This is a genomic window from Nocardia sp. CA-119907 (assembly GCF_050955995.1).
In the GTDB taxonomy this organism is placed as follows: domain Bacteria; phylum Actinomycetota; class Actinomycetes; order Mycobacteriales; family Mycobacteriaceae; genus Nocardia.
The window spans coordinates 1,129,673-1,141,905 of record NZ_CP192091.1; the positions used below are offsets into that span (position 1 = coordinate 1,129,673).

Genomic DNA, 12,233 nt, shown 5'->3' on the forward strand with positions numbered 1-12,233 from the left:
ATCACATCCGGAAGACGCCGTAGGAAACGGGTTCGAGCGGCGCCTGCGCGCACACCGAAAGGGCAAGTCCGAGCACGGTTCTGGTGTCGGCGGGGTCGATGACGCCGTCGTCCCAGAGCCGCGCGGTCGAGTAGTATGGATTGCCCTGATATTCGTACTGTTCCCGAATCGGGGCCTTGAATGCCTCCTCGTCCGCGGCCGACCACGGCTGTCCGGAGCTGTCGAGCTGATCCCCGCGCACCGTCGACAGCACCGAGGCGGCCTGTTCGCCACCCATGACCGAGATGCGCGCATTGGGCCACATCCACAGGAAGCGCGGCGAATACGCGCGCCCGCACATCGAATAGTTGCCCGCGCCATATGATCCGCCGATCACCACGGTGAGCTTCGGCACCCGCGCGCACGCCACCGCGGTGACCATCTTGGCCCCATGCTTGGCGATACCGCCCGCCTCGTAGTCACGTCCGACCATGAAACCGGTGATGTTCTGGAGGAACAGCAGCGGAATCTTGCGCTTATCGCACAGCTCGATGAAATGTGCGCCCTTCATGGCGGATTCGCTGAACAACACGCCGTTATTGGCGACGATGCCGACCGGATGTCCGTGGATGCGGGCGAATCCGGTGACCAGGGTCTTACCGTATTCGGCCTTGAATTCGTGAAATCCGTCCTCGCCATTGGCACCGCCGTCGACCAGCCGATGGATGACCTCGCGGACGTCGTATGGCGTGCGCAGATCGACCGGGACCACGTCGTACAGCTCGGACTCCGGCTTCGTGGTCGCGACGGTCGGCGTCACCTCCCACGGGCTGGCCGGGCGTGGGCCGAGGGTGGCCACAATGCGGCGCACGATGCGCAGCGCGTCCTGGTCGTCCTCGGCCAGGTGATCGGTCACTCCCGACGTACGCGAATGCAATTCGCCGCCACCCAGCTCCTCGGCGGTGACCACCTCACCGGTCGCCGCCTTCACCAGCGGCGGTCCGCCGAGGAAGATCGTGCCCTGATTGCGCACGATCACCGCCTCATCGCTCATCGCCGGTACATACGCGCCACCGGCGGTGCACGAGCCGAGTACCGCGGCGATCTGCGGAATGCCCTTGGCGCTCATGGTCGCCTGGTTGTAGAAGATGCGGCCGAAGTGCTCCCGGTCCGGGAAAACCTCGTCCTGGCGCGGCAGGAACGCGCCACCGGAGTCGACCAGATAGACACAGGGCAGCTGGTTCTGCAGCGCGACCTCCTGGGCGCGCAGATGTTTCTTCACCGTCATCGGGTAGTAGGTGCCGCCCTTGACCGTGGCGTCATTGGCCACGATGACGCACTCGCGCCCGGAGATCCGGCCGATGCCGGTGATGATCCCCGCGCCGGGGGATTCGTCGTCGTACATCCCGGTCGCGGCCAGCGGTGAGAGTTCGAGAAACGGGCTGCCCGGATCGAGCAGCTGATCCACCCGCTGCCGGGGCAGCAGCTTGCCGCGGGCCACATGCCGCTCGCGCGCCTTCGCTGGCCCGCCGAGCGCCGCCGTGGCCAGCCGGGCACGCAGATCTTCCAACAGCGCCCCATGCGCCGTGCGGTTGTCGACTCCGACCTGTTCGGTCACCGTCATCACGCCGTCCTGCCATCCAGTTAGTCGCCGATAACTGGAATTCAGGTTAATGTTGATTAACCGAGATGTCCAGGTGTGCAGAAAGGAGCGCGTGTGACCAGCACCAACCCCGTCGCGCTCACCCGCAGGGAACAACTGAAGCTGCAGCGACGGGCGCAGCTGATGGATGCGGGCGCCCGGCTCATCGCCGACCGCGGCTTCCTCGGCATGCGCCTGGACGATCTCGGCGCGGCCGTCGGGATCAGCGGGCCCGCGGTCTACCGGCACTTCCCGAATAAGGAGGCACTGCTGGTCGAACTGCTGGTCGGGGTCAGCCAGCGGCTGCTCGACGGCGGAAAGGCGGTGGTGGCGCGGACCGAGTCGGCGCAGGAGGCGCTGGCCGGGCTGGTCGATTTCCATCTCGACTTCGCGCTCGGCGAGCCCGAACTCATTCGGATCCAGGACCGTGACCTCGACAATGTTCCGGCCGGCCCCCGGCGCGAACTGCGACGCACCCAGCGTCAGTACGTGGAGATCTGGGTGGCGGTGCTGCGGGAGGTGCATCCGGAACTGCCGGAGGAGACCGCACGGATGCAGGCCCACGCGGGCTTCGGGTTGATGAACTCCACACCGCACAGTGCCACCGATGCCACCGCCACCCGGGCCCGGCCGGTGCTGCGCCGCATGGCGCTGTCGGCCTTCGGATAGGCCGGTCCGGCCCGGGCCCGCCGGAATCACCGTGCGGTCCACCCACCGTCCATGGTGTAGGACGCACCGGTGACCATGCCCGCATCGGCGGAGGCGAGCCAGCCGACCAGCGACGCCACCTCCTCCGGCTCCACCAGGCGTTTGATCGCACTCTCGGTGAGCAGCACCTGCTCCAGCACCTGCTGCTCATCGATGCCGTGCGCCTTGGCCTGGTCGGCGATCTGCTTGTCCACCAACGGTGTTCGGACATAGCCGGGATTGACGCAATTGCTGGTGACGCCGTGCCGGCCGCCCTCGAGCGCGGTCACCTTGGACAGACCCTCCAGCGCGTGCTTGGCGGTCACATATGCGACCTTGTACTCCGACGCACGCAACCCGTGCACCGAGGACAGATTGATGATCCGACCGAAGCCGCGCTCGTACATCCGCGGCAGCGCCGCGCGGATGAGCAGGAACGGCGCTTCGACCATGAGGGTCATCAGATTCCGGAACCGCTCGGGCGGGAAATCCTCGATCGGGTTGATGCTCTGCACACCGGCGTTGTTCACCAGGATGTCCACATCCAGGGTGAGTCCTTCCAGTGCCGCGACATCGAGAAGGTCCACCGCCCAGGCTTTTCCATTGATCTCGCTGGCCAATGCCTTGGCACCGATGTCATCGATATCGGCGATGGTGACGGTGGCTCCGCGTGCGGCGAGTTCCCTTGCACAGGCGGCGCCGATGCCGCTCGCGCCGCCGGTGATCAGTGCGGAACGTCCGGTCAGATCACTCATGTGAGCTCCGCTCTTACGGTGTCGGCCGGCGCTACCTGCGCTGCCGAGGATGGTTGGGTTGCCAGGCTTTCCGCATCCGCGGTGTCGATACCCTCCAGCGCGATGCCCTTCGTCTCGCGGGCGAACAGGACGGCGATGGCGGTGACGGCGGCGGCCGCTGCCAGATAGATGGCGATGGGTACCGCGGATTTGTAGGTATTGAGCAGGCGCACCGCGATGATCGGTGCGAGCGATCCGGCCACGATCGAAGTGACCTGATAACCGAGGGAGACACCGGAATAGCGCATGCGGGTGGGGAACATCTCGGCCATGATCGCGGGCTGTCCGGCGTACATGAAGGCGTGGAATACCAGGCCGATAATGATCGCGGCCATGATGATCGCGTTGTGGCCGCTGTCCATCATCGGGAAGGCGAAGAAGCCCCAGGTGCCCGCGGTGAGCGCGCCGATCAGATAGATCGGCCGCCTACCGAAGCGGTCGGAGAGACTGCCCGCCAAGGGAACCATGACGAAATGCACGGCGTGCGCGGCCAGCAGCCACCACAGGATGACCTTGGTGTCGACGTGCACCTGCACCTTGAGATAGGTAATGGTGAAGGTGACCACCAGGTAGTAGAGGATGTTCTCGCCGAACCGCAGCCCCATGGCGGTGAGGACGCCGCGCGGGTAGCGCCGCAGTACCTCGACCACGCTCAGCGAATTCGCCTCGAGCTGTGCGATTTCCTGCTGTGCCGCAACGAAGATGGGCGCGTCGGTGACCTTGGTGCGGATGTAATAGCCGACCAGCACGACCACCGCGGACAGCCAGAACGCGACGCGCCAGCCCCAGCTCAGGAAGGCCGCATCCGATAGCGTCGAGGTCAGTGCCAGCAGTGCGACCGTCGCCAGCATATTGCCGAGGGGCACACCCGCCTGCGGCCAACTCGCCCAGAAACCACGACTGCGGCTCGGACTGTGTTCGGCAACCAGCAGCACCGCGCCACCCCATTCGCCGCCGACCGCGAAGCCCTGGATGAACCGGAGCACGACCAGCAGTGCCGGCGCCCAGTAGCCGACCTGGGCGAAGGTCGGCAGACAGCCCATCAGGAAGGTTGCGGATCCGACCAGGATGAGACTGAATTGCAGCAGCTTCTTGCGGCCGTACTTATCGCCGAAGTGTCCGAAGACGATGCCGCCGAGCGGGCGCGCGGCGAAGCCGACGGCGTAGGTGATGAACGCCGCGAGGATCGCGTCGAGATCGCTGGTGCCCTTGGCGAAGAACACCTTGCTGAAGACCAGCGTCGCAGCCGTGCCGTAGAGGAAGAACTCGTACCACTCGACCACGGTGCCCGCCATGGAGGCGGCCACCACCCGCCTCAGACCGGCCGGCACTCCGCCGGGCTCACCGGTCGGCCGCACTGCACTGCGCACGCTCATCGAACATCTCCTTCATGACCGGGGCCACATCATGTTGCGAATGTGACGACCCCCACATTCCGTGGTCAGAACGAGTATTCGTGCACATATCTGCGGCCGCAATGACCAGTTGTGCAGTGCGCGTCTGCAAGAATGCAGAAATGACTCCGGCTGCCTATCCCAGCGCGGACGATCTGCTGGTTCTGCTCGCCGTCGGGCGCTCCGGGCGCTTCGTTACCGCCGCCGAGGAACTCGGCCTCAACCACACCACTATCTCCCGCCGCATCGCCGCACTGGAGCGGACGCTCGGCGGCCGCGTGCTCACCCGGGTGACCGGCGGCTGGGAGCTCACCGATCTCGGACGCGAGGCGCTCGCCGCGGCCGAGGCGGTGGAATCGGCGGTCAGATCGCTGGCCACCGATGCCGACGGCACTCGGGTGCTGGAGGGGGTGGTCCGGATATCCGCGACCGACGGATTCAGTGCCTATATGGCCGCACCGGCCGCCGCCGAGGTGCAGCGGCGGCATCCGAAGATCGCCGTCGAGATCGTCGCCGCGACCCGCCGTGCCTCCCAGCAGCGTTCGGGTCTCGATATCGAAGTGGTGGTCGGTGAACCGCAGGTGCACCGCGCCAAGGCGATTCGGCTGGCCGACTACTGCCTCGGGCTCTATGGCTCCCGCGACTATCTGCGCGAACACGGAACGCCAACGGCCATCGGTGATCTCGCGCGGCACTCCCTGGTCTACTTCATCGATTCGATGCTCCAGGTGGACGATCTGGATCTGGCCAACAGTTTCGCGCCGGCTATGCGTGAATCCGTCACGTCCACAAATGTTTTCGTACATGTCGAGGCGACCCGTGCGGCCGCGGGTCTGGGTCTGCTGCCCTGCTTCATGGCCGACCGCCACGACGATCTGGTCCGGGTGCTCCGCAAGGAGGTCTCGGTTCGGCTCACCTATTGGCTCGTCACCCGCACCGAGACACTGCGCAGGCCGGAGGTGGCGGCGGTGGTGGACGCGATTCAGGTTCGTGTTCGGGAGCAGCGGAATATGCTGCTCGGCTTGTCGGCTTGATCGGTGCTGCCGGTGGAATATGTTGCCGGGCTTGCCCACTCGGTTCTGGCTGTTGTTGGCGAGCTCGCATAATCGAAATGTGATGCGCGCCGCATCGATAGCGGTCGAGTGGACACCTCGTGGAGTAGCTCGATGTACTCGCTGCGACTTCTCGCACACGCGCCGGAGGCGGACTACCTGCCGGTTCGCCAGCCTCCGCACTCATTCCACGGCTATTCTGGACAGATCTCGTCGATCCGCTATTCGACGAACACTTCGTCGATGGTGTTGGCTGTCAGGGCACGATCGAGCCAAGTGTCGAGCCGACTGAGGTCGGTGCATTCGTGGATCTCGGCGGCCAAAGCTTCGGAAACGATGAGGCCTCGTTTGTGAAGGATCTTGAGCAGAGCTTTGGCTTCACCCCGTGCCTCGCCCTGGGAATAGTAGCGCCGGGCGAACTCGCTTTTGTATTCGTAGGTGCCGGTCGTCATGAGGCTCTCCAAGAAGTGCCGGGCCGCCTTGGGCAAGATGGCCGCTACAAGGTCAATGTACATCTCGCCGCGGGGCGCGGGGAACACGCTCGCGGCGAGGGTGGTCAGGATTGCATTTCGTTCGGGATGGTTGCGATGAGCAATGGCCGACAGCACCGCGAGTTCCGGGTTGTCGGCCGCGACCTGCGGGTCGGTGACCACAGGGACATCTTGTGGACTGAGTACGACAGGTCTGAGCGTGAAATCCGGGGCGACTGTAATGGGCTTGCGGCAGTGGTTGGCGGTGCGCTCGTTCGGGCAGAGGACGAGCAGGACTGTCAGGCAGCGGATGCGGCCTCTGAGGGTGGTCAGGTATACCGGCCAGCTCCAGTACTTGTCACCGTCCGGCTTCAGTTGAACCTCGACGACGACGCCGAGCACCGGGGTGGTGCCGGTCGCCAGGACGACGACGGTGTCGGCGCGGTACTCGGTGGGGTCGATGTCGGGGAAGTCACCTGACTCCAGGCGTGCGTGGTCGAACGCGGGTAGCGGGGTGTCCAGCACATCGGCCAATAGTTCGGCGGCCAGTTGGGGGCGCTGCCGGAACAGGTCGATCACCACTTCGTGCAGGACGCTGGGCATGGGGGCACGGTAGCGGTGGGTACCGACAGGAAAAACTCAGCAGGAGTGCAGGTTTCAGGATGTGCGGGGTTCGGGGGACAGGGTGCCGTCGACCATGCGGTAGACGGTGTCCATGTGGTGGAGGTGGGTGCGGTCGTGGGTTACCAGGAGGGTGGCGGCGGTGTGGGCGCGGGCTACGGTGAGGATCAGGTCGATTACGGCGGCGCCGCGTTCGGTATCGAGGGCGCTGGTTGGTTCGTCGATGACCAGGAGGGCGGGGTCGTTCATCAGGGCGCGGGCGATATTGACGCGTTGGCGTTGGCCGCCGGAGAGTTGGGCGGGTCGCTTGGCGTGTTGGTCGGCCAGGCCGACCGAATCGAGTAATTCCATTGCCTTGGATCGGGTTTCGCGGCGTTGAATCGGTGAGGTGAACAGCCGCTGGCCGAGGTGGGACATGGCCTCGAGTTGTTCGACGGCGGTGAGGGCGGGGATGAGGTTCGGCTGTTGGAAGACGATGCCGATGGACGAGCGGCGCAGGGCGGCGGCTTCGCGGCGGGTCAGCGTGGCGAGATCGACTGTGCCCTTTGGTGTTTCGAGGGCAATGCGGCCGGTATCGGGGCGGATCAGGGTGGAGACGACGGCGAGCAGGCTGGATTTACCGGAGCCGGAGGGGCCGGTGATGGCCGCGATGGCGCCCCCGGGGACGTGCAGGTTCACCTGGTTCAGTGCGGTGAGTCGGCCCGCGCCGTCCGGATAGGTCAGGGTGGTATCGCTAACGGTGAGAGCGGTTTTCGTCATGGTCGCGGTGGTCATGCGGGTCTCCGAGAGGTCAGCGGGCCGCACCGAGCGCGGTCAGCGGGTCGGTGGTGAACAGGAAGCGCAGGGCGAAGGCGGCGCCGAGCAGGCCGAGCACGATCAGGGCCGCCGCGGGCAGCAGGGTGGTCGACGGGCTGAGGACAAAGGGCAGCGCGTCGCCCATGAAGGTGGCCGCGGTGACGGTGCTGCCGAGGCCGACGGCGACACCGGCGGTCAGCACGATCGCCGCCTGCGCGAGGGCATCGCGGACCAGCGCGCCGGAGGTCGCGCCCAGTGCCTTCAGGGTCGCGATATCGGGCATGCGCTGCACCGTCCACACGGTGAAGAACGCGCCGATCACGAGCGCCGAAATGGCGAACAGCAGCACCGTCATCAAGGTCAGCGAACCGTTTTCGGCCTTATAGGAACTCAATGCCGATAGCGATCCGGAGACGCTGGTCGAGGTCGTATGCGCGGATGCGTTGACAGCGGCCATATTCGGGATTCCGGACACCGCGAGTACCGTGGCCGCGCCACCACGCGGGCTCACCGACTGCCAGTCGGCCGGAGTCATCCAGACGACGGGGGTATGGCTGTACCAGTCGTCGCCCTGCACCGCGGCCACCCGGAAACCGGACGCGCCGAGCGTGACGGTGTCACCGGCAACGGCATCGAGCGCCTTGGCCGCGCCGGTGCTGAGCACCACCGTGCCGGAATCGGTTGCGCCACGATTGCCGAATGCCGTTCCCGCGGTCCCGAACAGCGCGACCTGCGCGGGCTTGGTCTCGCCTCGGCCCGATACCGCGCCCTCCGTCCGGCTGATGCCGATCTTGTCGACGGTGCCGGTCGAACCCGCGGCGGTGCGCCAGGTCTCGACCTGTTGCGGGGTGAGCGCCGAGGCGTCGAAGGAGGGATCGGCGCCGCTGTCGGCGAAGACGACGGCATCGGCGTGGATCGCCTCGATGGCGGAGATGTTCTGGTGCGCGAGCCCGGCGGTGAGACCGCTGAGAAAGCTCACCAGCAGCGCCACCAGGGTGACGACCAGTGTGATCAGCAGAAAGCGGCCGCGTGCGGCCCGCAGATCCCGGAGTGCGACGAACATGCCTTCACCCTGCCGCGCTCGCCCGCGCCCGCCATCGCGCACGCGGAGGAACCGACCCCGATCGAAGGTTGGGCGGCGTTTTACACCTTTCGATGGATGCCGCCCAGGTAGCCGCACATAAGCTGGCAGCGTGCATGCGTCGCCGTTCACCCCCGTCTTCACCGCATTGCGGCTGGGGCTGCATGTGCTGGTGACAACGCTGGCGGTGCTGGTGGCGGTGCGTGCGCTACTGCCCGGCGCCGGACATCCGCTCGCCGTCGTCACGCTGACCGTGGCATTCCTGGCCGTGTACTTCTCCGGTGCGCTGGTCGGCCGCCACCCGGTGGGCGTCCGCCTCTGGCTGGCCATGCTGACCGTGCTGTGGCTCGGGCTGGTGGTGTTCGCGCCCGACGCCGGATATCTCGCATTCGGCATGTTCTTCCTGTACCTGCACCTGCTGCCGCGCCCGTGGAGCTTTCTCGCCGTCGGCGCGGCCACCGCGGTCGCGGTCATCGGTTTCGGGGTGCACCGCGGCTGGTCGGTGGCGGGTGCCATCGGGCCGATGCTCGGCGCGGCGGTCGCGGTCGGGATCGGCCTGGGCTATGAGGCGCTGTTCCGGGAGTCCGCCGAACGTCAGCGCCTGATCGATGAATTGCTCAGCACCCGAGCGACACTCGCGGAACAGGAACGCACGGCGGGCAAGCTCGCCGAGCGCGAACGACTGGCGCAGGAGATCCACGACACCGTGGCCCAGGGGCTGAGCAGCATTCAGTTGCTACTGCACGCGGCGGAACAGTCCACACCGGATCATCCCGCACTGCAGCAGATTCGGCTGGCGCGCGAGACCGCGGCGGAGAATCTGGCGGAAACCCGAAGACTCATAGCGGAACTGACCCCCGCCGCACTGGAAGGGCAGAGCCTCGCGCAGGCGCTGGAACGCATCTGCCTGCGCGCCGAGGCGCCGGGACTGATCACCCAGATGGTGGTCGAGGGGACGCCGGAGCGGCTGCCGATGCCGGTCGAGGCGGCCCTGGTTCGGATCGCGCAGGGGGCGGTCTCGAATGTGGTGCGCCATGCGGGAGCGAGCCGGATGCGGCTGACCCTGACCTATTCCGACACCGAGGTGTATCTGGACGTGGTGGACGACGGTATGGGCATCGATCCCGCAGTGCTGGATCGCGCGCCGTCGGGCACCTTCGGATTGGCCGCCATGCGCAGTCGCGTAGAACAGCAGGGCGGCACCATGGCGGTGGAGTCGGAGCCCGGCCACACCGCCGTCACAGTTGCGTTTCCGATCGAGCTCGAAGGCATTGAATCCCGATCGTCGGCAACAGATTCCGATCAGATCGCGGGACAGTCGGAGCCCGCGGTGGAACCTCGATCCGAGGAATCGCGGCCTGTGCCGTGCGAAACCGATGTGCCCACAGCGCAATCCGATCCACTGTCACCGAAAGCAAGCACGCTCGAACCGAATTCGACCGATCCGGAGCGCCGCGCATGATCCACCTACTGCTCGCCGACGACCATGCCATCGTGCGCGCGGGCCTGCGGGCACTGCTGGAGAGCAATGAGGACATCACCGTCGTCGGCGACGCGCCGACCGCCGAGGCCGCAGTGGCCTTTTGCGCAACCACATCGGTCGATCTGGTGCTGATGGATCTCAGCTTCGGCCCCGGCCGCTCGGGTGTGGACGCGACCACCGAATTGCGTGCGCTCCCGAACCCGCCGAACGTCCTGGTTGTCACCAACTACGACACCGACGCCGACATTCTCAGCGCTATCGAGGCCGGAGCCTGCGGCTACATCCTCAAGGACACCCCACCGGTCGAACTGCTCGCGGCGGTGCGGTCGGCGGCCGCGGGGGAGAGTGTGCTGTCACCCGCCGTGGCCTCCAAGCTGATGACCCGCGTGCGCCGCGCCGACACCACCCTGAGCCCGCGGGAGATCGAGGTGCTACGGCTGGTGGCCGACGGCAGCTCCAACCGCGAGATCGCCAAGGAACTGTTCCTCAGCGAAACCACCGTCAAATCCCACCTGGTGCACATCTACGCCAAACTCGGCGTCCGCTCGCGCACCTCCGCGGTCGCCCGCGCCCGTGAACAAGGTGCCATCTGAACATCCGTGCCCGGATCCGTTCCTCGATGGGCGCGCCACCAGCTGGGCGGCGATATGTCGGCCGTCGGCGCGGGGGTGGCCCTAGGGTTGGGGGATGGCCTCACTCTCGGATCCCGCGGTACGCGAATTCCTCTCTCACGGCAGCCGAACCGCCAAGGTCGCATTCACGGCCACCGACGGACGTCCGGTGGTGACGCCGGTCTGGTTCGTCCTCGAGGGTGACGAACTGGTGTTCAATACCGGCAAGACCTCGGCGAAGGGCAAGGCGTTCGCCAGGGACAACCGGATCGCGCTGGTCGTCGACGTGGAGGCGGACCTGTACCCCTCGGTGCAGGTGCAGGGCACGGTGACCCTGTCCGAGGATCCCGACGAACTCCTGCGCACCGCCACCGAAATCGGCGGCCGCTATATGGGCGCGGACCGCGCCGAGGAATTCGGCAAGCGCAATGGCGTCCCCGGCGAACTGGTGGTCCGGGTGCGTCCGACCAAGGTGATCGCCCACTTCGACGCGACGGCCTGAGCCCTCCATACACTCACCCGCATGACCGTGCACTTCATCGGGGCCGGGCCGGGCGCTGCGGATCTGCTGACCGTCCGGGCGGTGACCCTGCTGCGCGACTCCCCGGTCTGCCTCTATGCGGGCACCTACCTGGACCCCGAGGTGCTCGCACACTGCGCCCCCGGGACCGAACTGATCGATACCCAGCATCTGGACATCGATCAGATCACCGAGCACCTGGTGCGCGCGCACCGATCCGGTCGGGATGTCGCGCGCCTGTGCTCCGGCGATCCATCGATCTACTCGGCCCTCACCGAACAAACCCGCCGCCTGGACGCACATGACGTTCCCTGGGATGTCACCCCCGGCGTCCCCGCCTACGCCGCGGCGGCCGCCCTGCTCGGCACCGAACTCACCGTCCCCGAGCTGGTCCAATCGGTGGTTCTCACCCGCACCCAGGCCCGCTCGACGAAGATGCCGGAGTCCGAGGCCCTCACCAACTTCGCCAACACCGGCGCCACGCTCGTCCTGCACCTGGCCATCACCCGGATCCGCACTCTCGCGGCCGAACTTATCCCGATCCATGGCCCCGACTGCCCGGTCGCGGTAGTCTACCGAGCCAGCCAACCCGGCCAACTGATCCTGCGCGGCACCCTCACCGACATTGCCGACCAGGTCGAATCCGCGGGCCTGCGCCAAGCCGCCGTCATCCTCGTCGGCCGCGCGCTCGCACCGAATCCATCCTGCGCGCAATCGCATCTGTACGATCCGGCGCGTGACCGGCACCGACCTTCGCAAGCGGTGTGAGATGGGTGACAGTGGACTAGCAAACTTGCGATGACGCCGCTGCCTGGGGTGATGTTTCCCGGCTATGGGAGCTGATTGGTCGGGCGGCGGGGGCGACGGTAGATTGTTTCGGTGATCTGCAGTGAACTTCCCGGTGGAACCGGTCGGTGGGTAGCGGGCACGGTCGCGCCCATGTAACAAGGTCGGCCTGGCGGGCAGATAGTGCCAATGAACATTTTTGCTTGATTGATAAGAACTGAACGCGGGAACGCAGACGCCACGCTCGGATAGGTGCGCGTCCTGTACCAGTGTTCGTCGGGGAGCGCTTGCGTGGTGTTCCGGAAGCGAGGTTACGGG

At 66.5% G+C, this 12,233-nt stretch carries 11 protein-coding genes and 1 pseudogene; 6 read left to right on the forward strand and 6 right to left on the reverse strand.

Annotated features, from left to right (window positions below):
• Nucleotide 1: 1 nt before the first annotated feature.
• Entirely contained in the window at nt 2–1,603 is a 1,602-nt protein-coding gene (locus tag ACQP2D_RS05235) for a carboxyl transferase domain-containing protein (protein WP_433682581.1), read from the reverse strand.
• A 93-nt stretch (nt 1,604–1,696) separates the two neighbouring features.
• Here ACQP2D_RS05235 and ACQP2D_RS05240 point away from each other — a divergent pair, with 93 nt between their 5' ends.
• Nucleotides 1,697–2,290, forward strand: a complete 594-nt coding sequence (locus ACQP2D_RS05240; protein WP_433682582.1) for an SACE_7040 family transcriptional regulator — start codon at nt 1,697–1,699, stop codon at nt 2,288–2,290.
• 26 nt (nt 2,291–2,316) lie between these two features.
• On the opposite strand, the gene ACQP2D_RS05245 is transcribed toward ACQP2D_RS05240, so the two are convergent.
• Together ACQP2D_RS05245 and ACQP2D_RS05250 are read right to left on the reverse strand one after the other, a co-directional pair.
• Entirely contained in the window at nt 2,317–3,063 is a 747-nt protein-coding gene (locus ACQP2D_RS05245) for a 3-hydroxybutyrate dehydrogenase (RefSeq protein ID WP_433682583.1), read from the reverse strand.
• A complete protein-coding gene (locus tag ACQP2D_RS05250; RefSeq protein ID WP_433682584.1) occupies nt 3,060–4,478 on the reverse strand; it encodes an MFS transporter in 1,419 nt (472 codons plus the stop codon). Before ACQP2D_RS05250 ends, ACQP2D_RS05245 begins: the two co-directional genes overlap by 4 nt.
• A gap of 140 nt (nt 4,479–4,618) precedes the next feature.
• On the opposite strand from ACQP2D_RS05250, the gene ACQP2D_RS05255 reads away from it, so the two are divergent.
• A complete protein-coding gene (locus ACQP2D_RS05255) occupies nt 4,619–5,530 on the forward strand; it encodes a LysR family transcriptional regulator (protein WP_433682585.1) in 912 nt (303 codons plus the stop codon).
• Nucleotides 5,531–5,769: 239 nt separating this feature from the next.
• Here the strand turns inward: ACQP2D_RS05255 and ACQP2D_RS05260 are convergent, their stop codons facing one another.
• From ACQP2D_RS05260 to ACQP2D_RS05270, 3 genes are read right to left on the reverse strand one after another with little or no spacing between them, the layout of a single operon-like run.
• Nucleotides 5,770–6,621 carry a hypothetical protein gene (locus ACQP2D_RS05260; RefSeq protein WP_433682586.1) on the reverse strand — a complete coding sequence of 284 codons (852 nt, stop codon included), beginning with the start codon at nt 6,619–6,621 and terminating at the stop codon, nt 5,770–5,772.
• A gap of 54 nt (nt 6,622–6,675) precedes the next feature.
• Nucleotides 6,676–7,398, reverse strand: coding sequence for an ABC transporter ATP-binding protein (locus tag ACQP2D_RS05265; RefSeq protein WP_433685538.1), 723 nt, complete (start codon nt 7,396–7,398; stop codon nt 6,676–6,678).
• 31 nt (nt 7,399–7,429) lie between these two features.
• Entirely contained in the window at nt 7,430–8,497 is a 1,068-nt protein-coding gene (locus ACQP2D_RS05270) for an ABC transporter permease (RefSeq protein WP_433682587.1), read from the reverse strand.
• 130 nt (nt 8,498–8,627) lie between these two features.
• Here ACQP2D_RS05270 and ACQP2D_RS05275 point away from each other — a divergent pair.
• The 4 genes and pseudogenes from ACQP2D_RS05275 to cobM all read left to right on the forward strand — a co-directional run.
• Nucleotides 8,628–9,779: pseudogene (locus ACQP2D_RS05275) on the forward strand (sensor histidine kinase); the annotation flags it as partial.
• Between the two features lie 194 nt (nt 9,780–9,973).
• Complete coding sequence (locus ACQP2D_RS05280; RefSeq protein WP_433682588.1) at nt 9,974–10,591, forward strand: response regulator; 618 nt, start codon at nt 9,974–9,976, stop codon at nt 10,589–10,591.
• A 94-nt stretch (nt 10,592–10,685) separates the two neighbouring features.
• Complete coding sequence (locus ACQP2D_RS05285) at nt 10,686–11,111, forward strand: PPOX class F420-dependent oxidoreductase (RefSeq protein ID WP_433682589.1); 426 nt, start codon at nt 10,686–10,688, stop codon at nt 11,109–11,111.
• A gap of 21 nt (nt 11,112–11,132) precedes the next feature.
• Complete coding sequence (gene cobM / locus ACQP2D_RS05290) at nt 11,133–11,897, forward strand: precorrin-4 C(11)-methyltransferase (protein WP_433682590.1); 765 nt, start codon at nt 11,133–11,135, stop codon at nt 11,895–11,897.
• Nucleotides 11,898–12,233 lie beyond the last annotated feature (336 nt).

Bases quoted from the DNA above. Each gene is read 5' to 3' on its own strand.
- ACQP2D_RS05265 (WP_433685538.1), bottom strand. From the start codon at position 7,398: ATGACGAAAACCGCTCTCACCGTTAGCGATACCACCCTGACCTATCCG.
- ACQP2D_RS05250 (WP_433682584.1), bottom strand. From the start codon at position 4,478: ATGAGCGTGCGCAGTGCAGTGCGGCCGACCGGTGAGCCCGGCGGAGTG.
- ACQP2D_RS05280 (WP_433682588.1), top strand. From the start codon at position 9,974: ATGATCCACCTACTGCTCGCCGACGACCATGCCATCGTGCGCGCGGGC.
- ACQP2D_RS05270 (WP_433682587.1), bottom strand. From the start codon at position 8,497: ATGTTCGTCGCACTCCGGGATCTGCGGGCCGCACGCGGCCGCTTTCTG.
- ACQP2D_RS05285 (WP_433682589.1), top strand. From the start codon at position 10,686: ATGGCCTCACTCTCGGATCCCGCGGTACGCGAATTCCTCTCTCACGGC.
- ACQP2D_RS05260 (WP_433682586.1), bottom strand. From the start codon at position 6,621: ATGCCCAGCGTCCTGCACGAAGTGGTGATCGACCTGTTCCGGCAGCGC.
- cobM (WP_433682590.1), top strand. From the start codon at position 11,133: ATGACCGTGCACTTCATCGGGGCCGGGCCGGGCGCTGCGGATCTGCTG.
- ACQP2D_RS05235 (WP_433682581.1), bottom strand. From the start codon at position 1,603: ATGACGGTGACCGAACAGGTCGGAGTCGACAACCGCACGGCGCATGGG.
- ACQP2D_RS05255 (WP_433682585.1), top strand. From the start codon at position 4,619: ATGACTCCGGCTGCCTATCCCAGCGCGGACGATCTGCTGGTTCTGCTC.
- ACQP2D_RS05245 (WP_433682583.1), bottom strand. From the start codon at position 3,063: ATGAGTGATCTGACCGGACGTTCCGCACTGATCACCGGCGGCGCGAGC.